The 21,261-nt window shown below is 63.1% G+C and carries 18 protein-coding genes; 10 read left to right on the top strand and 8 right to left on the bottom strand.

Annotation, left to right across the window (positions count from 1 at the left end; genetic code table 11):
• The first annotated feature begins 131 nt into the window (after positions 1-131).
• The 7 genes from CUV01_RS12280 (at position 132) to CUV01_RS20090 (ending at position 9,183) form a co-directional block, all read left to right on the top strand.
• Positions 132-773 carry a glutathione S-transferase family protein gene (locus tag CUV01_RS12280; RefSeq protein ID WP_101460731.1) on the top strand — a complete coding sequence of 214 codons (642 nt, stop codon included), beginning with the start codon at positions 132-134 and terminating at the stop codon, positions 771-773.
• Positions 770-1,981 (top strand): acetyl-CoA C-acetyltransferase, encoded by a 1,212-nt coding sequence (locus CUV01_RS12275; RefSeq protein WP_101460730.1) that lies wholly within the window; start codon positions 770-772, stop codon positions 1,979-1,981. The genes CUV01_RS12280 and CUV01_RS12275 overlap by 4 nt, the downstream gene beginning before the upstream one ends.
• 15 nt (positions 1,982-1,996) lie before the next feature.
• Positions 1,997-4,183 (top strand): 3-hydroxyacyl-CoA dehydrogenase NAD-binding domain-containing protein, encoded by a 2,187-nt coding sequence (locus tag CUV01_RS12270; RefSeq protein ID WP_101460729.1) that lies wholly within the window; start codon positions 1,997-1,999, stop codon positions 4,181-4,183.
• Positions 4,184-4,400: 217 nt separating this feature from the next.
• Positions 4,401-5,582, top strand: a complete 1,182-nt coding sequence (locus CUV01_RS12265) for a toxic anion resistance protein (protein ID WP_101462061.1) — start codon at positions 4,401-4,403, stop codon at positions 5,580-5,582.
• A gap of 7 nt (positions 5,583-5,589) precedes the next feature.
• Positions 5,590-6,645: a DUF2927 domain-containing protein gene (locus tag CUV01_RS12260; protein ID WP_101460728.1), complete on the top strand. Its 1,056-nt coding sequence runs from the start codon at positions 5,590-5,592 to the stop codon at positions 6,643-6,645.
• Between the two features lie 128 nt (positions 6,646-6,773).
• On the top strand, positions 6,774-7,898 hold the full coding sequence (locus tag CUV01_RS12255) for an SPFH domain-containing protein (protein ID WP_101460727.1): 1,125 nt from the start codon (positions 6,774-6,776) through the stop codon (positions 7,896-7,898).
• 1 nt (position 7,899) lies between these two features.
• Positions 7,900-9,183 (top strand): TFIIB-type zinc ribbon-containing protein, encoded by a 1,284-nt coding sequence (locus CUV01_RS20090; protein WP_232962212.1) that lies wholly within the window; start codon positions 7,900-7,902, stop codon positions 9,181-9,183.
• 231 nt (positions 9,184-9,414) lie between these two features.
• Here the strand turns inward: CUV01_RS20090 and CUV01_RS12245 are convergent, their stop codons facing one another.
• Positions 9,415-10,197: a 3-hydroxybutyrate dehydrogenase gene (locus CUV01_RS12245; RefSeq protein ID WP_101460726.1), complete on the bottom strand. Its 783-nt coding sequence runs from the start codon at positions 10,195-10,197 to the stop codon at positions 9,415-9,417.
• 312 nt (positions 10,198-10,509) lie between these two features.
• On the opposite strand from CUV01_RS12245, the gene CUV01_RS12240 reads away from it, so the two are divergent.
• Together CUV01_RS12240 and CUV01_RS12235 are read left to right on the top strand one after the other, a co-directional pair.
• Positions 10,510-12,369 carry an extracellular solute-binding protein gene (locus CUV01_RS12240; protein ID WP_101460725.1) on the top strand — a complete coding sequence of 620 codons (1,860 nt, stop codon included), beginning with the start codon at positions 10,510-10,512 and terminating at the stop codon, positions 12,367-12,369.
• 127 nt (positions 12,370-12,496) lie between these two features.
• Positions 12,497-12,820, top strand: coding sequence for a hypothetical protein (locus tag CUV01_RS12235; RefSeq protein WP_101460724.1), 324 nt, complete (start codon positions 12,497-12,499; stop codon positions 12,818-12,820).
• A gap of 80 nt (positions 12,821-12,900) precedes the next feature.
• Here the strand turns inward: CUV01_RS12235 and CUV01_RS12230 are convergent, their stop codons facing one another.
• The 4 genes from CUV01_RS12230 to ftsY form a co-directional block, all read right to left on the bottom strand.
• Entirely contained in the window at positions 12,901-13,620 is a 720-nt protein-coding gene (locus CUV01_RS12230; protein WP_101460723.1) for a L,D-transpeptidase, read from the bottom strand.
• A 70-nt stretch (positions 13,621-13,690) separates the two neighbouring features.
• Entirely contained in the window at positions 13,691-14,032 is a 342-nt protein-coding gene (locus CUV01_RS12225; protein WP_157994849.1) for a hypothetical protein, read from the bottom strand.
• Positions 14,033-14,125: 93 nt separating this feature from the next.
• Positions 14,126-14,911 carry an exodeoxyribonuclease III gene (gene xth / locus CUV01_RS12220; protein WP_101460721.1) on the bottom strand — a complete coding sequence of 262 codons (786 nt, stop codon included), beginning with the start codon at positions 14,909-14,911 and terminating at the stop codon, positions 14,126-14,128.
• 76 nt (positions 14,912-14,987) lie between these two features.
• Positions 14,988-16,238: a signal recognition particle-docking protein FtsY gene (gene ftsY / locus CUV01_RS12215; protein WP_101460720.1), complete on the bottom strand. Its 1,251-nt coding sequence runs from the start codon at positions 16,236-16,238 to the stop codon at positions 14,988-14,990.
• Positions 16,239-16,360: 122 nt separating this feature from the next.
• Between ftsY and CUV01_RS12210 the strand changes: the two genes are divergently transcribed.
• Complete coding sequence (locus tag CUV01_RS12210) at positions 16,361-17,413, top strand: alkane 1-monooxygenase (RefSeq protein WP_101460719.1); 1,053 nt, start codon at positions 16,361-16,363, stop codon at positions 17,411-17,413.
• On the opposite strand, the gene pgi is transcribed toward CUV01_RS12210, so the two are convergent.
• The 3 genes from pgi to zwf are packed head-to-tail and all read right to left on the bottom strand — an operon-like array spanning position 17,414 to position 21,196.
• Entirely contained in the window at positions 17,414-19,027 is a 1,614-nt protein-coding gene (pgi, locus tag CUV01_RS12205; protein ID WP_101460718.1) for a glucose-6-phosphate isomerase, read from the bottom strand.
• Between the two features lie 37 nt (positions 19,028-19,064).
• Positions 19,065-19,736, bottom strand: a complete 672-nt coding sequence (gene pgl / locus CUV01_RS12200; RefSeq protein WP_198731931.1) for a 6-phosphogluconolactonase — start codon at positions 19,734-19,736, stop codon at positions 19,065-19,067.
• Between the two features lie 2 nt (positions 19,737-19,738).
• Positions 19,739-21,196, bottom strand: a complete 1,458-nt coding sequence (gene zwf / locus CUV01_RS12195) for a glucose-6-phosphate dehydrogenase (RefSeq protein WP_101460716.1) — start codon at positions 21,194-21,196, stop codon at positions 19,739-19,741.
• Between the last annotated feature and the right edge of the window lie 65 nt (positions 21,197-21,261).

The following is a 21,261-nucleotide window of genomic DNA, read 5'->3' as shown; positions in this document are numbered from 1 at the left end:
CCAGCCTGTACCGCAAGACACAACCTGAAGAGGAAACCTTGCATTTAGGTTAACGCGCGTTTTCTTCTTCATAGAAATATCCCGCGGGGGTCCGGGGGCGCGAAGCCCCCGGCGTCGGAAAGGACCGTGACATGACCGCACAACTCTGGTGCTTTGGCGAAAGCGGCAATGCCTATAAGGCGGCGCTGACGATGGAACTGGCCGGCTATGACTGGCAGCCCGTCTATGTCGATTTCTTCAATGGCGAGGCGCGCAGCCCTGAATTTCAGGCGCTGAACGAAATGGGCGAGGTGCCGGTCTTCCGCGAGGGTGATCTGACGCTGACGCAATCCGCCGTGATCCAGCTGCATATCGCCGAAAAGACGGGCAAGTTCCTGGGCAGCGACCGCAATGAGACCCTGCGCTGGATCATGTTCGACAATCACAAACTGTCGGCGCAGGCTGGCCCCTTGCGGTTCCTTATGAACTTTCTGCCTGCCGAGAAACGCCCGCAGGCCGCCATCGATTGGCTGCAAGGTCGGGCCAGCGCCGCCTACAAGGTGCTGAACAGCCATCTGGCAAGCCGCGAATGGGTCGCCGACAGCGCGCCGACCGTCGCCGATTTCGCCTGCTGCGGCTACCTGTATTACCCAGAGCCGTTCGGCTTTGATCGTGCCGAATGGCCGCATATTGACCGCTGGCTGGACGCAATCGCCGCCCTGCCCGGTTGGAAGAAACCCTATGATCTGATGCCCGGCAATCCGTCGGACCGGGCGCCCAAGGAGGACACATGACCGAAGCTTATATCTATGACGCCGCCCGCACCCCGCGCGGCAAGGGCCGCCCGGATGGCAGCCTGCACGAAGTCACCTCGCTGGCGCTGTCGGCGCGGTTGCTGAATGCCGTCAAGGAACGCAACAATCTGGAAGGTCACGCCGTCGAGGACGTGATCTGGGGCAACGTCACGCAGGTCAAGGAACAGGGCGGCTGCCTTGCGCGCAGCGCCGTGCTGGCCTCTGATCTGGACGAATCCATCCCCGGTCTGGCGATCAACCGCTTTTGTGCCTCGGGCATGGAGGCCGTTAACCTGGCCGCCAACCAGATCAAGGGCGGGGCTGGCAACGGCTATATCGCCGGTGGCGTCGAAATGATGGGCCGTGTGGCCATGGGCAGCGATGGCGCCGCCATTGCCGTCGATCCCGGCATCGCCATGAAGACCTATTTCGTGCCGCAGGGCATTTCGGCCGATATTATCGCCACCGAATACGGCTTTACCCGCGAAGAGGCCGACGCTTTGGCCGTTGAATCGCAGCGCCGCGCCGCCGAGGCCTGGGCCGATAATCGTTTTGCCAAATCCATCGTGCCGGTGCTTGACCAGAACGGCCTGACCATTCTGGACCGCGACGAATATATGCGCCCCGGCACCGGCGTCGAGGATCTGGCGAAGCTGAATGCCAGCTTCAAGGATATGGGCGAGGTCATGCCCGGCTTTGACAAGGTCGCGATGCTGAAATACCCGCATCTGGATCACATCAATCACATCCACCATGCGGGCAACAGCTCGGGCATCGTCGATGGCGCGGCGGCCGTGCTGATCGGCAACAAGGAATTCGGCGAACGGTTCGGGCTCAAGCCCCGCGCCCGCATCCGCGCCACCGCCAAGATCGGCACCGATCCGACGATCATGCTGACCGGCCCGGTGCCGGTGACCGAAAAGATCCTGGCCGACAGCGGCATGTCGATCAGCGATATCGACCTGTTTGAGGTGAACGAGGCCTTCGCCAGCGTCGTGCTGCGCTTCATGCAGGCGTTTCAGGTCGACCCGGCAGTGGTCAACGTCAATGGCGGCTCCATCGCGATGGGTCACCCTCTGGGCGCGACCGGCGCGATCATCATCGGCACCCTGCTGGATGAGTTGGAGCGTCAGGACAAGAATGTGGGTCTGGCGACCCTGTGCATCGCGTCCGGCATGGGCGCGGCCACGATCATCGAACGCGTGTAAGGGAGGGCCGATCCAATGACCGATTTCACCATGAAGAAAGACGCCGACGGCGTCGCCATCATCACCTGGGACGTCCCGAACAAATCGATGAACGTGCTGTCGATGGACGGCGCAACTGCGCTGGACGGCCTGATCGACGACGCGCTGGCCGATGAGGCCGTCAAGGGCATCGTCATCACCAGCGGCAAGAAGGACTTTGCCGGCGGCATGGACCTGAATGTCATCGCTGGCATGAAGGAACAGGGCGGCGCGCAGGGCGTCTTTGACGGCGTCATGTCGCTGCACCACATGCTGCGCAAGATCGAGCGCGCAGGCATGGACCCCAAGACCAACAAGGGCGGCAAGCCGATTGCCAGCGCCCTGCCCGGCACCGCGCTTGGCATCGGGCTGGAACTGCCGCTGGCGACGCATCGCATCTTTGCTGCCGAAAACCCCAAGGCCAAGATCGGCCTGCCGGAAATCATGGTCGGCATCTTCCCCGGCAGCGGCGGCACCACGCGTCTGGCGCGCAAGATGGGCGCCATGGCGGCTGCGCCTTTCCTGCTGGAGGGCAAGCTGTCGGACCCGGCCAAGGCCAAATCCGCCGGCCTGATCGACGAGGTCGTGGCAGACCCGGTCGCCGCCGCGCGCGAATGGGTGCTGAACGCAACCGACGCCGATATCGTCAAGCCGTGGGATGCCAAGGGCTACAAGATGCCCGGCGGCGAGCCTTACCATCCCGCCGGCTTCATGACCTTTGTTGGCGCATCGGCGATGGTCCATGGCAAGACCATGGGCGTCTATCCCGCCGCCAAGGCGCTGCTGTCTGCCGTCTACGAAGGCGCGATGGTGCCCTTTGATCAGGCGCTGAAGATCGAGGCGCGATGGTTCACCAATGTGCTGATGAACCCGTCCTCCACCGCGATGATCCGCAGCCTCTTCATCAATAAAGAGGCGCTGGAAAAAGGCGCGAACCGTCCCGACGCACCCGATCAGAAAGTCAGCAAGGTCGGCATTCTGGGCGCGGGCATGATGGGCGCGGGCATTGCCTATGTGTCGGCCATGGCCGGCATTCAGGTGGTGCTGATCGACGCCAAGCAGGAATCGGCGGATAAGGGCAAATCCTATTCCACCGGTCTGCTGGACAAGGCGATCAGCCGCAAGAAATCGACCGAAGACAAGAAGGCCGAGGTGCTGGACCGCATCACCGCCACCACTGATTATGCCGCGCTGGAAGGCTGCGACCTGATCGTCGAGGCCGTGTTCGAAGACCCCGGCGTCAAGGCAGATGTCACCGCCAAGGCAGAGGCCGTTATCCCCGAGGATGCAATCTTTGCGACCAACACCTCGACCCTGCCGATCAGCGAGCTGGCCAAGGCGTCGTCGCGCCCCGAGCAATTCATCGGCATCCACTTCTTTTCCCCGGTGGACAAGATGCTGCTGGTCGAGATCATCAAGGGCAAGCAGACCGGCCCGCGCGCCGTTGCCAAGGCGCTGGATTTCGTGCGCCAGATCCGCAAGACGCCCATCGTGGTCAATGATGCGCGCTTCTTCTACGCCAACCGCTGCATCATCCCCTATATCAACGAGGGCATCCGCATGGTCGCCGAGGGTGTGAACCCGACGCTGGTCGAAAATGCGGCCAAGATGATGGGGATGCCGCTTGGCCCGCTGCAACTGGTCGACGAAACCTCGATTGATCTGGGCGTGAAGATCGCCAAGGCGACCAAGGCTGCGATGGGCGATGCCTATCCCGATGGCGCGGTCGATGAGGTGCTGTTCAGGATGGCCGATGAAGGCCGCCTTGGCCGCAAATCCAACGCGGGCTTCTATGACTATGACGACAAGGGCAAGCGTCAGGGCTTCTGGGATGGCGTCGAGCAGAACTGGCCCGAAGGCGACGATCAGCCGGAACTGACCGAAGTGCAGCACCGCCTGATGTTCGCCCAGTCGCTGGAGGCCGTGCGCGCCCTCGAAGAAGGCGTGCTGGAGGACATCCGCGAAGGCGATGTCGGCGCGATCCTTGGCTGGGGCTTTGCGCCGTGGTCGGGTGGTCCGTTCGGCTGGCTGGATATGCTGGGCGCCGCCCGTGCGGTCGAGATCTGCGACAAGCTGACAGCGGAACATGGCGACCGCTTCAGGGCCCCTGACCTGCTGCGCGACATGGCCAGCAAGGATCAGACCTTCTATGGCCGCTTTGGTCAGAAGAAACAGGCCGCCTGAGCAGACTGTCGGCGATATGCCAGAAGCGAGACCCGGGGCGCAGCCGCCTCGGGTCTTATTTTATGCGCAGGCCTGGATCACGCGGGGCTGCCCGAATAGCGCGCCAAAGCGGTCGCAATCGCCTCGGCAGGAACTTTACGCCGCGCTTCATGTTGAACCGACGGCATTTGACCGTATGCTGCGGCCCGAATGCACCTGCATCACGAAGGAACCGTTGATGACCGACGAAACCCAGAAGCGCGCGGAAGCCAATCTGAAAGAGATCGAAAAGCTGACCGCCGTCGTGCTGCCAGAGCCGACACCGGACATCGTGCCGCTTGATCAGGCCGAAACCCCGGTGGCAGAAGGCATCCGCAAGCGGATGGACGAAATCAATATCAGCGATACCGGCTCGGTGGTGCATTTCGGCAGCCGCGCACAGGCGGGATTGCAGGAAATCAGCCAAAAGATGCTGGCCGACGTCAAGAACAAGGATGTCGGGCCGGCGGGCGAATCCTTGCGCAATATCGTCACCACCATTCGCGGCTTTTCCGTCAGCGAACTCGACATGCGCCGCAAGCGGAGCTGGTGGGAAAAGCTGTTGGGCCGCACCGCGCCCTTCGCCCGCTTTGTCGCCAATTACGAAGAGGTGCAGACCCAGATCGACAACATCACGTCGGATCTGGAAAGTCACGAACAGCGCCTGCTGGTCGATATCAAGTCGTTGGATGTGCTGTATGAGCGCACCCTGACCTTTTATGACGAACTGGCGCTGTATATTGCCGCGGGCGAGGAAAAGCTGCGCGAGATGGACACCACCACCATCCCCGCGAAAGAGGCCGAGGTGAATGCGGCGGGCGAAAGCCAGCAGGTGATGCAGGCGCAGGAACTGCGTGATCTGCGCGGCCTGCGCGACGATCTGGAACGGCGGGTGCATGACCTGAAACTGACCCGTCAGGTGACGATGCAATCCCTGCCTTCGATCCGGCTGGTTCAGGAAAACGACAAGTCGCTGGTGACCAAGATCAACAGCACGCTGGTCAACACCGTGCCGCTGTGGGAAACCCAACTGGCGCAGGCAGTGACCATTCAGCGCAGCGCCGAAGCCGCCGGCGCCGTGCGCGAGGCCACCGATCTGACCAACGAATTGCTGACCCGCAACGCCGAAAACCTGCGTCAGGCCAATGCCCAGATCCGCACCGAGATGGAGCGCGGCGTCTTTGACATCGAATCCGTCCGCTCGGCCAATGCCGAACTGATTGCCACGATCGAGGACAGCCTGCGCATCGCCGATGAGGGCAAGGCCCGCCGTGCCGCCGCCGAAAACGAGTTGCAGCAGATGGAGGGCGATTTGCGCGATACCCTGGCCTCGGCCAGCGCACGGCAGAGCAACACCCCCATCGGTCGACCCGGCGCCTGAGCCGCCGATGACCCTGCCCGGCCTGCATACTCACACTCACCTCGCTTCGTGCGCCACGGCTGCTCTGCTGCTGCTGACCCTTTGTCTGGCGGCCTGCACCGACACTCAGCCGGATACGCCCAGGACCGAGCCCTCACCAGAGGTGCAGCCGGAACCCTCGGGCCCGACCGAGGCAGAGCTGGCCTCGCAACGGCAGGCCGAGATCCGGCAGGCCCGCGCCGACCGTGCCCGTGCGACCAATGCAAACGCGGTCGATAGCGACGGCGCCGGCAATATGGGCCGCTATCTGCAAGGCGTAGAGGCCGATCTGATCGCGCGCGGCAAGTTGCGGACGGACCGGGTACCGGGTGACGCGCCTTTTACCGCCGACGATCTGGCCCGCAATTTCATCCAGATTGCCCTGCGCGACGAATATGGCCGCGACGGCCAACGTCTGGTTGCCGATCACCACGCGGCACCGCTGCGCCGTTGGCAAAGGCCGATCGGAATGCAGATCGAATGGGGGCCGTCCAGCGACATCGCCGCACAGCGCCGCGACCGGGCCGAGATCGCGTCCTTTGCCGCGCGTCTGGCCCGGCTGTCCGGCCATGAGGTTGGCCTGGTGGGCGCAGAGGGCAACTTTGCCGTCCTGATCCTGACCGAGGCAGAGCGGCGCGCGATTGGCCCGCGCCTGCAACAACTGGTCCCCGGCATCCCCCGCTCTGACATCGCCGCACTGCGCGATCTGGATGCCGGCAATTTCTGCGCGGTCTTTGCCTATTCACGCGGTCCCAGTGCGGTCTATGTCAACGCCGTGGCGCTGATCCGGGCAGAGCTGCCGCCCCGCCTGCGGTCGTCCTGTATCCATGAGGAACTGGCGCAGGGCATGGGTCTGGCCAATGACAGCCCCGGTGCGCGCCCCTCTATCTTCAACGATGACGAAGAGTTCGCCCTGCTCACCCAGCATGACGAATTGCTGCTGCGTATCCTTTACGACCGCCGGCTGCGCCCCGGCATGTCCGAGGCCGAGGCCACACCCATCGTCCGCCAAATTGCGCGCGAACTGGTCGGAACGGGCATCTGATGCGCAGCCTGACGCGCAAGATCGCGGCAGCAGCGGCCTGCGAAGTGAAATGACTGGCCGCGCCGCGAATGGTCGCTACATTGATTTACTGTTGCCCGGTCAAGGCAACGCCGACACAGGAGACATGGATGGGCATTCTCGATTTTCTTTCCGGTGAGTTCATCGACGTTATCGAATGGACCGATGATACCCGCGACACGATGGTGTGGCGGTTTGAACGTCAGGGCCACGCAATCAAATACGGCGCCAAGCTGACCGTGCGCGAAGGACAGGCGGCTGTCTTTGTCCATGAGGGGCAGCTGGCCGATGTGTTCGGCCCCGGCCTTTACCTGCTGGAAACGAACAACCTGCCGATCCTGACCAGCCTTCAACACTGGGATCACGGCTTCAAGAGCCCGTTCAAATCCGAGATTTATTTCGTCAACACCACGCGCTTCAACAACCAGAAATGGGGCACCAAAAATCCGATCATCGCGCGCGATCCGGAATTCGGCCCCGTCCGGCTGCGCGCCTATGGCACCTATTCCATGCGTGTGACCGATCCTGCGAAATTCATGGCAGAGATCGTTGGCACCGATGGCGAATTCACCAGCGATGAGATCAGCTTTCAACTGCGCAACATCATCGTGCAGGAATTCTCGCGGATGATCGCGGGCAGCGGCATTCCGGTTCTGGATATGGCTGCCAATACCGATCAACTGGGCAAGATGGTTGCCAAGGCCATTGCGCCCACGGTGGCAGAATACGGCCTGACGATTCCGGAATTTTATGTCGAGAACATCAGCTTGCCTGATGAAGTTGAGAAAATGCTGGATAAGCGGACCAGCATGGGCATCATCGGCGATCTGGACCGCTTCAGCCAATATGCCGCCGGCGAGGCGATGCTGAATGCCAGCCAGAACCCCGGCGGCGCAGGTGCGGGCATGGGTGCCGGTCTGGGTGCCGGCATGGGCATGGCGATGGGCGGCATGCGCATGGGTCCCTGGGGCGCGCAGCCAGCCGCACAAGCCGGCGCGACACCGCCACCGCTGCCACCGAAATCCGCGGAAACCGTGTGGCATATCGCAGCAGATGGCCAGTCGCAGGGCCCATACGGGCGCGGTCATCTGGGCCGGATGGCCGCCGATGGCAGCTTTACCCGCGAGACGCTGGTCTGGACGCCTGGCCAGGATGGCTGGAAAACCGCCGATGATGTGGCCGAACTGGCGCAGCTGTTTACGATGATGCCGCCTCCGGTCCCGACCCAAGGCTAAGATGCCCACGCCGCAATCCGAATATCGCTATCCCTGCGAGAATTGCGGGGCCAGCCTGCGCTTTCAGCCCGGCCAGGAGGTGCTGGTCTGCGATTATTGCGGGCATGAACAGCGCATCGGCAAAGGCCAGTCCCGCGCCCCTGCCCGGCAGAAACAAGGCGGCGCGGATGGCGAGGCGGCGATCCTGCTGGACCCGACAACCGGGCGTGCGCTGCAATGGGACGCCCAGCACAAATCGCCCGAACTGGTCGAGATCCCCCTGGACAAGGGGCTGCGACTGGATCAGTCCAGCGATTTCGTCGAGGAAGTGCGCACGCTGTCTTGTCCAAATTGCGGCGCCAAGATCGAACTGGACGCCGACAGCCACGCCACAGACTGCCCCTTTTGCGCGACCCCGGTGGTCACCGATACCGGCGTCACCCGGCAGTTGAAACCGCAGGGCGTACTGCCTTTTGTGCTTGGCGAGGAACAGGCACGGGCAGCGATGGAAGACTGGATGGGCCGGCTGTGGTTCGCGCCGAACGGGCTGTTGGCCTATGCAAGGCGTGGGCGGCGGATGACGGGGGTCTATTCCCCATTCTGGACCTTTGATTCGCGCACGAGGTCCGATTATTCCGGCCAGCGCGGCGATTACTATTACGAAACGGTCTATGTCACCCGCGAGGTGAACGGCCGGAGCGAACGCGTGCCAACACAGGTGCGCCGCATCCGCTGGCGACGCAGCAGCGGTCAGGTGGCGCGGGATTTCAACGACGTGCTGGTGCTGGCCTCATCGTCACTACCGCGCCGTTTTACCGATGGGCTGACCCCGTGGGATCTGTCTCATATGGCCGATTACCGGCCCGAATATCTGGCCGGGTTCGAGGCCGAGCGCTATACCATCCCGCTGGCAGACGGGCACGGGATTGCCCGGCAGGAAATGGCCGGCGTCATCATGATGGATGCGCGCCGCGATATCGGCGGTGATGAGCAGCGCGTTGAACAGGTCCGCACGGATTTCTCGGGCGAGACCTTCAAGCATGTCCTGCTGCCGGTCTGGACGGCTGCCTATAAATACAACGGCAAGAGCTTTCGCTTTGTCGTCAACGGCCAGTCGGGGCGGGTGCAGGGCGAACGCCCCTACTCCGCCTGGAAGATCGCCCTTGCCGTGATCGCCGCTGCGATCGCGCTGCTGGTCATGCTCTACCTGGCCAATGCCGGCGGCTATGTGCAGTTCGATCCTTCGGGCAGCATCGATATCCCGCTGGACGCGATACCGGGCGGCTATGTGATCCAGGGCTATTAGCAGGGTTACGGTAGAGCCTAGGCAAATATAGGCGAATCGTTCCTTGTGCTGCGACGCACACTGGAATGTTTGCCGACCATCTTGAACTGATCTCTGCCGCAACACGATCCGGGCGCCTGGGGCTGGCTGCCAATCCCTGAAGCGCCGCCCTACATGCTCTGCTGCGCAATAAGCTCATTCTGTGAGCACGCACGGCCGAAGCCGCCAGACTGTTTCACATCAATGTCCCGCTTAAAGCGCCGTCCAGCCGCCATCGACAGAGATCGTGGTTCCGGTGATCTGCGACGCCGCATCGCTGCACAGGAATACGGTGGTGCCGCCGATCTCTTCGACCGTGGCGAATTGCTTTGAGGGCTGGCGCGTCAGCAGCACGTTGCGAACGACGTCCTCGCGGCTCATCTTGTATTCCTTCATCGTGTCGGGGATCTGCGCCTCAACCAGCGGGGTCAGCACATAGCCCGGGCAGATGGCGTTGCAGGTGATCGGCTCTTCCGCCGTTTCCAGCGCCGTCACCTTGGTCAGCCCGACGACGCCGTGCTTGGCCGCGACATAGGCCGATTTGAAGGGCGAGGCGGTCAGACCATGCGCCGAGGCGACGTTCACCACGCGCCCCCAGCCCGCTTTGCGCATCAGCGGCAGCGCCGCCGCGGTGGTGTGAAAGGACGAGCTGAGATTGATCGCGATGATCGCATCCCATTTCTCGGTCGGAAAATCCTGGATCGGCGCGACATGCTGGATACCGGCATTGTTGACGAGAATGTCGCAGGCACCAGCCTGTTCGATCAGCGCGCGGCATTCGTCGGCTTTCGACATGTCCGCCTTGATGTAGCGCGCCGTCACGCCATGCTCTTTGCCCAGTTTTTCGGCCAGAGCGTGATCCTCGTCGCGGTCGGTAAAGCTGTTCAGAACAACATCGCAGCCCGCACGCGCCAGTTCGGTCGCCACGCCAAGGCCGATGCCGGAATTCGATCCGGTGATCACCGCTGTCTTGCCTGTCAGGAAAGTGTCGAACATGGTATCTCCAATTCACCGTATTTGCAGGCGCAGCATAATGAACCCGGCCGGCCGGCGCAGCACGAAATTTGCGGCGGACATGCCGTGTTCACGGAGAAGGGATCGACCGCGATCACCACAAAAAAAGCGCCCGCACAAGGCGGGCGCAAGTCATGAGGCAGGTTTCATACAGGCAAGAAACCTATCGAGCAGTGAGTTATTTATACGCGATAGACCGCCGGAGTCCAAGGTAGAAGTTGCCAGCTTGGTTGACGCGCCCCTCTACTGTCGATTGAAATCACTGGAAAACCACCAAGAGGCAGACACCAAACCATGCAAATCTTCAAAAAACCTAACGATTCCGCGATCAGAACGGCGTTCTGCCTGGCTTTGACCACCGCAGGAACTGTTGCAGCAATGCCGCTGGCAACCCATGCAGAGCCCAGCCATGGCATTGCAATGTATGGAGAACCTGCGCTTGATGCCGGATTCACATCGCTGCCCTATGCAAACCCCGACGCGCCGAAAGGCGGAACGATTCGGTTCGCGGAACCCGGCGGGTTCGATTCGCTGAAGTCCTGGGTGCTGAAGGGCAATCCGGTCTTTTACGGCACCATGGGCATGGTCACCGAGTCGCTGATGTATCGCAGCATCGATGAGCCGTTCACCCTATACGGTCTGCTGGCTGAGTCGGTCGAGGTCGATGACAGCCGCAGCTGGATCGAGTTTACACTGCGCCCCGAAGCGGCGTTTTCGGACGGTACCCCGGTCACTATCGAGGATGTGATCTGGTCCTATGAGACACTCGGCACGCAGGGCCATCCGCGCTATCTGGGCGCCTGGAGCAAGGTCGAAAAGATCGAACAGACGGGCGAGCGCAGCGTGCGGTTGACCTTCAATGTCGAAGATCGCGAATTGCCCTTGCTGATGGGTATGCGCCCGGTCCTCAAAAAGGCCCAGTGGGAGGGACAGGATTTCAGTGAATCCGGGCTGGAGGTTCCTATCGGCTCGGGCGCCTATACGGTCGAACGTGCCGACCCCGGCCGCTCGATCACCTTCAAGCGCAATCCCGATTACTGGGGCAATGATCTGGCCGTGAATGCGGGCCGCAACAATTTCGACACGATCCGCTACGACTATTTCGGCGATGCCAATGCCATGTTCGAGGCCTTTCGCGCCGGCGAGGTCGATGCCTGGCGCGAATTGTCGCCGGCCAAATGGGACAGCGAATATGATTTTCCGCGTGTCACCTCGGGCGAGGTGGTGAAATCCGAGATCGATAACGATCGCCCCTCGGGGATCATGGGTCTGGTGATGAACACCCGCAATCCGATCTTTGCCGATTGGCGGGTGCGTCAGGCGCTGACCGAGGCGTTCAACTTCCAGTTCATCAACAACACGCTGAACGGCGGCAAGGAACCCCGGATCACGTCCTATTTCTCGAACTCGGAACTGGCCATGCGCCCCGGCCCAGCCGAGGGACGGGTGGCCGAGTTGCTGGCCCCTTTCGAGGCGGATCTGCTGCCCGGAACGATTGACGGCTATACCCTGCCCGAGGGCTCGGAACGGGCGCTGGACCGCCGTTCGCTGCGCAGCGCCTTGGCCCTTCTGGAAGAGGCCGGTTGGACCGTTAAGGACGGCGTGCTGCAAAATGCCGAGGGTCAGCCCTTTGATTTCGAGATCCTGCTGAATCAGTCAGGCAGCGCCATGCGCAATTCCTCGGAAATGCAGCAGATGGTGGATATCTATGTCGAAAGCCTGCGCAATCTGGGCATCACCCCTGAAATCACCCTGCTGGATTCGGCGCAATATGTTGCCCGCACCAATGCTTATGATTTCGACATGACCTGGTATGAACGCGCCTTGTCGCTGTCGCCGGGCAATGAACAGATGCTGTATTGGGGCAGCAATGGCGTGACCGAGCCGGGCAGCCGCAACTGGATGGGCATGAACAGCCCGGCAGCCGAGGCGATGGTGACCGAAATGCTGAACGCTGACGGCCCCGAGAATTTCACCGCCGCTGTGCGCGCGCTGGACCGCATCCTGACCGCCGGGCGCTATGTCATTCCGGTCAGCTATTCGCCCGTCTCACGACTGGCGCATGATGTCAGCCTGCATTATCCTGAACAGATACCGGCCTATGGCGATTGGCCCGGCTTCATGCCCGAAACCTGGTGGGAGGCAAGCCAATGATACGGACGGTTTGCTCATTGGTTCTGGTCGGCACGCTTCTGGCCGGATGCAACACGATCGTGGGCGTAGGCGAGGATATCACTGGCGCCGCCCGCTCTGTCCAAGGTGGTATGCCGGGGGGGTACTAATGAAATGGCATCATGTTCAGGAAAACTGGTCTGCCTTTTACGAGGCAATTCTGGATAAATGGGACGACGCCGACGAGGCCGAGCTTGACGAGATCGACGGCGACCAGCGCGCCTTTGTCGCCTATATCGCCGAGCTGACCGATCAGGATCCTCGCGAAGCCCGCGAAGAGATCCGGGAGTGGCTGATCGGCGAGATCCCGGCGGATGTGGTGATGGACCCGACCCACGACAATCACTCGATTGCGCTGTCGTCCAAATTCGTCCCGGAAGGCGAGGACGAATATGACGACGACGCGCGTTTCGGGGATGACACGGCCGGCTGACCCCCAAGGTCGCAACGCCGGGCTACAACGGGCGGGTGCAGCCAGCGCCCGCCCGTTTTCTTAAGTCCCGCCTCGGCCGGTCAGTACATGATCGTCCGGTTGCCGTTGTTGAAGGATGGCAGCACCATCACCTTGGCATGGTGGCGCACGCGGGTTTCCAGGTCGATCGCGTCCTGATCCAGCATTCGGATACAGCCAGACGATACCGCCTGGCCAAGATACCGGGGTTCGCAGCCGCCATGGATCCGGTAGAGCGTATCCTGACCGTTCTGGAACAGATACAGCGCGCGGGACCCCAACGGATTGCCCGGCCCACCGGCCATGCCACCGTTATTGACCGAATAGGGCGCCAGTTCCGGCTGCCGGGCAATCATGCTTTCGGGCACCTTCCAGCGCGGCCAATCGCGGCTGAACTGCACCACCGCATCGCCTTCCCAGGCAAAGCCAGCGCGGCCGACACTGACACCATAGCGCAGGGCCTGACCGTCAGGCTCGATCAGATAAAGAAACGCGTTGTCGGGATCGACCACGATATCGCCGGGGCTGCGCTGCGCATAGGGATTGGCGATGGGCTGGCGCCACAGTTCGGGTGGCACCACGCCTTCGGGGACGGCAGGCACGGGATGCGGCTCGCCGTTGATCGCACCATAGCGCGCTGGCAGGGGCGGTATCGGCGCGACAGGTGCCGCAGCCTCGGTGGCAGGGGCGACAACCGGCGCAGGGTTGCGGGATGATGGCCGCGCGCAGGCAGCAAGGGCTGCGACCGGGGCGGCCGCGACGAACAGACGTCGGCTCAGCATGAGAATATCCTTTCGGGCTGATGGCTATCTGCCGCACCGGATCATTCCGGCACGGCAACAGATGTTGCAATCAGCCCGCCCGCGGCGGGTCCAGCAGCCCAAAGCCCGAAACGGCCTGCGAATGCCAGTCGCCGCCGGGCCGCAACCGTCCACTTGTGTCGCGGCTTACGGGCAGTGACGCGCCCGGCAGCATCAGGCCATCGCCCACGCAAACCGCGCCCGGCAACGCAGGCCCATGGCACCGCCGTGGCGACATGACAAAATCGGCGGCAGGATCAGTGGGGGCTGTCAGCCCAACCTCGGCCGAGGCGGCGACAGGCGTGGGGTTCGCCCAGACTGCGGCATAGGCGCCCCAGGGCAGTACCGCCGCGATCAGCAGCAGCGACAAGAGGATATGCCGGACAGGTCTCACCAAAGCCTTGTTGCCGATCGCCGGCGACGGGTCCAGCACCGGAGGGTACACGTCGCTTCACATTCGAGTCAGCCCATCAGGCGCGTCAGGCCCTCAGGCGGCCAGCCGTACCCAGACCGGGACGTGATCACTTGGCTTGTCGGCGGCCCGCGCCTCGCGGTCCACGCCGGTTTCCTCGACCAGATCGGCGGCCTGCGGGCTCAGCAGCAGATGGTCGATGCGGATGCCGTTATCCTTTTGCCAGGCACCGGCCTGATAATCCCAGAAGGTAAACGGCCCGCGTGTAGCGTAGGGATCGGCCATGCGCACCGCCTCGGTCCAGCCCTGAAATTCGATCCGCCGAAACGCCGCGCGGCTTTCGGGGCGAAACAGTGCATCATCCACCCAGACCTCGGGACGGGCCGCATCGCGCGGCTGCGGGATGACGTTATAATCGCCCATCATCACCACCGGGATTTCCTCGGTCAGCAATTGTGCGGCCCGCGCCTGCAACCGGTCCATCCATGCCAGCTTGTAATCGTATTTCGGCCCCGGCGCGGGATTGCCATTTGGCAGATAAAGCCCCGCGATCCGCACCGCCTGTTCGCCGATCACCGTTGCCTCGATATAGCGCGCCTGTTCGTCACCCTCATCGCCCGGCAGCCCGCGCATCACGTCCTCAAGCGGCAGCCTGGACAGGATCGCCACGCCGTTAAAGCCCTTTTGGCCGTGCGTCTCGACCGTCCAACCCAGGTCTTCGAAATGCTCGCGCGGGAAACCTTCGTCGACCGATTTGATTTCCTGCAGGACCACCACATCCGCGCCCGCGCCTTCCAGCCAGGCGGTGAGGGCTTCGATCCGAGCCTTGATACCGTTGATGTTGAATGTCGCTATTTTCATCCGGGCATCCTTAGCAATCAGGGGGCAATTGGCAACCGATGGGTCGCGGCATGACGATGCGCACGCGCGCCCACGCCTACAAACCGACCAGAGCGCGGGCGAATTCTTCGGGGTCAAAGGCATCCAGATCGTCGATTTGCTCGCCCACGCCAATCGCATGGATCGGCAACCCGAACCGATCTGCCAGCGCCACCAGCACGCCGCCGCGCGCCGTGCCGTCCAGCTTGGTCATCACCAGCCCGGACACATCGGCCAGCTTTTGAAAGGTCTCGACCTGGTTCAGGGCGTTCTGTCCCGTGGTCGCATCCAGAACCAGCAGGGTGTTATGCGGCGCGGTGCTGTCCTTTTTGCGGATCACGCGGACGATCTTGGCCAGTTCCTCCATCAGATCGGCACGGTTCTGCAACCGCCCGGCGGTGTCGATCATCAGCAGATCGGCGCCTTCGGCCTCGGCGCGGGTCATCGCGTCAAAGGCCAGGCTGGCCGGGTCGGACCCTTCCGGCGCCGTCATCACCGGAACCCCGGCACGGTCGCCCCAGACCTGCAACTGCTCGACGGCGGCGGCGCGAAAGGTATCGCCCGCCGCGATGATGACATTCTTGCCTGCCGCCTTGAACTGACTGGCCAGCTTGCCGATGGTCGTGGTCTTGCCCGAGCCGTTGACCCCTACCACCAGCACCACCTGCGGCGTCTTGGAATAAATCGGCAGGGGGCGCGCCACAGGCTGCATGATCCGCGCAATCTCAGAGGCCAGCAGTTCCTTGAGCTCGGTCGAGGACACCCGGCGGCCCATCCGCCCTTCGGCGATATTGGCACTGACGCGTAGCGCGGTCTCGACGCCCATATCGGCCTGGATCAGCATATCCTCCAGCTGTTCCAGCATCTCGTCGTCCAGCGCCCGGCGCGGTTCGGCAGGCACGGCCTCGCGCCCGAAGATGCGTCCCATCAGGCCCGGTTTCTGGGCAGCGGGTTCAGGCGTGGCCGTTGCCGGACGCGGCGCCGGATCTGGTTGCGGCTGCGGTGCGGGGGCTGGTGCCGGCTGCGAGCGCGGCGTCGCATCGGGGCGCGGTTGCGGCGCGGGGGCCGGCCGGCGTTCGGTCACGGGCGGCGGCGCGGGTGCAGGATCAGGCGCCGGCTGCGGGGCGGCGGTGGGTTCGGGTGCTGCAGGCTTCGGCGCGGGTTCGGGTTCGGGCACGGGCGCATCGACCGGCGCGGATGGGGCCGCCGCGTCCGCCTGATCGCTGCCGCCCACGATTTCATCCAGCCCGTCGCCGATCTTCGAAGAAGAACGGGTCAGCCGCTCGCGCAGTTTGGAAAAGAACGACATGTGATGTCCCGTTGCCTCAAGGATCGCTGCGCGCAACCTAATCATGGAACGCCGGAAGGAAAAGCCCGGCTGGCGCAGGACAGCACGCGGCTCTATCATCCGGCGCATCCGCATGAGGCACCATGTTCGACCGCTTGTTTACCACCGCACCCCCGGCCCTGGCCTTCGCAGCCTTTGGCGCGGCGCCGGCGCTGTTGTTGATCGCGGGGGCTCTCTGGGGTGGCTGGGCGCTCTGGGCGGGGCTGCTCTGGATGGCGCTGGCCGCGCCCGCTGCCGATGTGGCGCTGTCACGATCCTTTCCCGATGCCGATCCGCAGGCACGGTTTCGCGCGACCGAGGCCGCGCTGGTGATCCTGATCGGGCTGCATTTTGCGCTGCTGGCGGCAGCCCTGGCGGGCTTTGCCGGTGATAGGCTTGGCGGCGCGGAACGGGTCGCGCTGTTTCTGGGCGCGGGGATGTATTTCGGGCAGGTCACCAACGCCACCGCGCATGAGTTGATCCACCGCGCAGGTCGCTGGCCGTTTCGATTGGGTGCCGCGGCCTATGTCAGCCTGCTGTTTGGCCATCACACCAGCGCGCACCGTCTGGTCCATCACCGCCATGTCGCCACAGCCGCAGACCCGAACTCTGCGCCCGCTGGCATGGGCTTCTGGCGGTTCTTTCCCCGTGCCTGGATCGGATCGTTTCGGGCCGGACTGGCGGCCGAGCGTGATCTTTCGGCGCGAAAACCCGGTCGTCTGAACCCCTATGCGATCTGGGTCGGTGGCGGGCTGGGACTGGCGGCGGCGGTGGGGCTGATGCTTGGGCCGCGTGCGCTGGCTGACTATCTGGCGCTATGTCTTTATGCGCAGATGCAATTGATGCTGTCGGATTACGTGCAGCATTACGGGTTGCGCCGGCAGATGACCGCGGGCGGCAAGACCGAGCCTGTCGGACCGCGACACAGCTGGGACAGCCCGCACGCGCTGTCCTCGTTGACGCTGGTCAATGCTCCGCGCCATTCCGACCACCACACCCATCCGAACCGCGCCTATCCTGCCCTGCAGCTGGAGCGCACGGGGCAGCCGCGTCCGCTGCTGCCATATCCGCTGGCGGTCATGGCAGGGCTGGCGCTGATCCCGCCCCTGTGGCGGCGTGTGATGGACCGCCGGGCGGCACGGATGATGGGCGGCTGATCAGGCCTCGCCGCGCAGACGCCGCACCTCTGCGGCCAGATGCAGCGTCGAGGCGTCGTGGCCCGGCATGTCCTGGCCCTTCAACAGCGGCTCGACCTTCAGCGCCAGTTCCTTGCCCAGTTCGACCCCCCATTGATCAAAGCTGTTGATCCCCAGGATCACGCCTTCGACAAAGACCCGATGCTCGTAGAGCGCCACGATCTGACCCAAAACAAACGGCGTCAGTTGATTGAAAAGCAGCGTGATCGAGGGACGGTTGCCCTTGAAGACGCGATGGCGGGCCTGACGGTCCAACTCGGCACCGGTCAGCCCCTTGGCCTGCATCAGGGCGCGCGCCTCGTCCAGCGAACGTCCGCGCATCAGCGCCTCGGACTGGGCCAGACAGTTGGCGCAAAGCAGGATATGATGATGCGCCAGATCCGGTTCATGGCCACGCGCGGCAAGCATGAACTCGCAGGGAACAACCGCCGTGCCCTGATGGATCAGTTGGTAAAAGGCGTGCTGACCGTTGGTGCCCGGCTCGCCCCAGACCACGGGCCCCGAGGCGACCTCCAGGTCGCTGCCATCCATGGCCACGCCCTTGCCATTCGATTCCATTTCAAGCTGCTGCAGATAGGCCGGCAGCCGCATCAGCCGGTTGTCATAGGGCAGAACGGCGCGGGTCGGATAGCCGCAGACCTGATTGTGCCAGATGCCGGTCAGCGCCAGCAACACAGGCAGGTTTTCAGCAAGAGGCGCGCGGCGGAAATGCGTATCCATCGCCGCGCCGCCCGAAAGGAACTGATCGAACCCTTCCGGCCCGACGGCAATCATCAAAGACAGTCCGATCGGTCCCCACATGGAATAGCGACCGCCGACCCAATCCTCAAAGCCAAAGACGCGGGCGGGGTCGATGCCGAACTCGGCCGTTTTTTCGACGGCGCTGGACAGTGCTGCAAATTGCGCGCCGGGATCAGAGACCTTGCCTGCCATCCAGTCGCGTGCGGTTTGCGCATTGGTCATCGTCTCGATGGTGGTGAAGGTCTTGGACGCCACGATCACCAGCGTCGTTTCTGGGTTCAGCCCGTCCAGCGTGTCATGGATATCGGCGCCGTCCACATTGCTGACGAAATGCACGCGCGGTCCGTCATGATAGGGCGCCAGCGCCAGTGCCGCCATCGCCGGGCCAAGATCGGACCCGCCAATGCCGATATTCACGACATCGGTGATTGCGCCGCCCTGCCCGGCAAAGCTGCCATTGCGAACCGCGCGTGCGAAATCGGACATCCGTTCGTGGATCGCGCGGACCTCGGGCATGACATCGGCGCCATCAACGGTGACCGAGCCGCTGAGGTTGCGCAGCGCCGTGTGCAGCACCGCGCGGCCTTCGGTTTCGTTGATCTTTTCGCCGGTGAACATGGCCTCGCGCCGCGATGCCAGATCGGCGTTATCGGCCAGCGCCAGCAACAGATCGCGCGCCTCGGTGTCGATCAGGGTCTTGGAATAGTCAAAGACCATGCCCTCGGCCTCGGCGCAAAAGCCGGTGGCGCGGGTGTGGTCGGCATCGAAAAGCTCGGTGATCCGCAGATCGCCTTGCGCTGCGCGGTATGATTTCAGCTTGTTCCAGTCGCTCATGGCCGGTCCCTTTATCGGTGGAAAGGGTGCCGGGCCGTCACTCGGCCCAATGCACGGTAAGATTGTCCATCATGGCGCGGATCGGCGCCTCTTGCGGGTCCAGTTTCTGCGCGCGCTCGAATGCCTCGCGCTTTTCCGGGCCGGTGATCAGCAGGTGCAGATTGATGGCGTTGCGCAGGTACGGCGCGGTCAGGGTGATGCGCGGCTCTTCGGCACCGTCGGCGCGAATCGCCATCACCGGCGGCGCATCGGGCGCCAGCGCGGCGGCCAGATGATCGGCGCCCGGAAACAGGCTGGCGGTGTGCATGTCATTGCCCATCCCCAGCAGCGCAACCGTGATCGGAAAGATCGGTTGCAAGCGCGTGTTCAGCGTCGTCACGGCATCATCGGGCTCTGCATCGCCGGTATAAAGGTCGATATAGGCCGCGTCCTTGGCCTTGTCCTTGAGCAGGTGCCGCCGCAGCAGCCGCGAATTGCTGCGCTTGTGATCGCCATCAACCCAACGCTCATCACCCAGACAGACGGTCACGCGGTCCCAGTCCAGATCGGTGGCGCTGAGCGATTCAAGCACCGGGCCGGGCGTGGTGCCTCCGGGCACGCACAGGCTGGCGGCATCGCTGGTGCGCAAGTGCTGACCCAACTGGCTGGCCAGCTTGTCGGCCAGAACCAGCGCCAGCATTTCCCGGTCCGGGTATTCTACAAAGTCGATATTCATGATCTGATCTCCCGCCAGCGACGACCATCGCGATGCATCAGGCCAAGCGCCTCATCCGGCCCCGACGAGCCCGGATCATAGGGCTCTGGCCGTGCCTTGCCCTCATCCCAAGCCTGGATGATCGGATCGGTCCAGGCCCATGCCGCCTCGACCTCGTCGCCGCGCATGAACAGGGTCTGGTTGCCCCGGATCACGTCCATGATCAACCGCTCATAAGCGTCCGTCACATCGGCCGCATCCGGACCAAGCGCATCGGCAAAGGTCATGTCCAGCGGCACCTGCACAAGGCGCATGCCGCCCGGTCCCGGCTCTTTGATCATGACCTTCAGATCCATACCTTCGTTGGGCTGAAGCCGGATGATCAACTCGTTTGCCTTTGGCTCACCCGCCGCGCCGGCATCCTCAAAGATCGAATGCGGCGGCTCTTTGAAGGTGATCGCGATCTCGCTGGTGCGGGCACGCAGTTTCTTGCCGGTGCGCAGATAGAAAGGCGTGCCCTGCCAGCGCCAGTTCGAAACGCGGACCTTCATCGCGATATAGCTTTCGGTGCGCGATTGCGGGTTCTCGGCATCCTCCAGATAGCCCGGCTCGCCATTGGCCTGATACTGGCCACGCACGATTTCGGTGGGCGCGACTGGCTCCAGCGCGCGGATCACCTTCAGCTTTTCGTCGCGCACTGCATCCGGATCGAAATGATAGGGCGGCTCCATCGCGATCAGGCACAAAAGCTGCATCATATGGTTCTGCACCATGTCCCGGATCGCGCCCGAATTGTCGTAATAACTGCCGCGGCCGCCGACGCCAACGGTCTCGGCCACGGTGATCTGGACATGGTCGATATACTGGGCGTTCCACAACGGCTCGAACAGGATGTTGGCAAAGCGGACGGCCATCAGGTTCTGGACGGTTTCCTTGCCCAGATAATGGTCGATGCGGTAAATCTGCTGCTCATCGAAATGCTGCGACAGCACCTTGTTCAGCGCCCGCGCACTTTCCAGATCGCGGCCAAAGGGCTTTTCGACCACGATGCGGCTGTCATCATCGGCGATGTCATGTTTGGCCAGACGTTCCGCGATATCGCCAAACAGCGAAGGCGCGACCGAGAAGTAAAAGGCGTGCACCACACCCTCGCGCATCTTCGATTTCAGCTCTTTCCAGCCGCCCTCGCCCTTGGCGTCAATGGCCACGTAGTGCAAGTGCTTCAAAAAGCGGTCCAGATCGGCATCGCCTTCGGTCACCTTGCCGAATTCGATGATCGCGGCCCTGGTTTCGGCCTGAAAGGCAGCGTCATCCTGATCGGTGCGCGCCGCACCGATGATCTGCGCGCCATCGGGCATCTGCCCCGAGACAAACCGGCGATAAAGCCCGGGCAATATCTTGCGCCGCGCCAGATCACCTGTGGCACCAAAGATCACGAGGTCGAAATCTTCGACCGGAATTACCCGTGAAACCATGCTCAGCCTCCTTTGCGTCGCAGGTTATTTCTTTGCCCGCGTCTTATCTCGCGTTAGCGTTAACA

Origin of the sequence: Paracoccus tegillarcae, from assembly GCF_002847305.1 — a bacterium.
Taxonomy (GTDB): Bacteria; Pseudomonadota; Alphaproteobacteria; order Rhodobacterales; family Rhodobacteraceae; genus Paracoccus; species Paracoccus tegillarcae.
The sequence above is the reverse complement of the archived record's forward strand: the minus strand, read 5'-3'. Positions and strand labels throughout refer to the sequence as shown.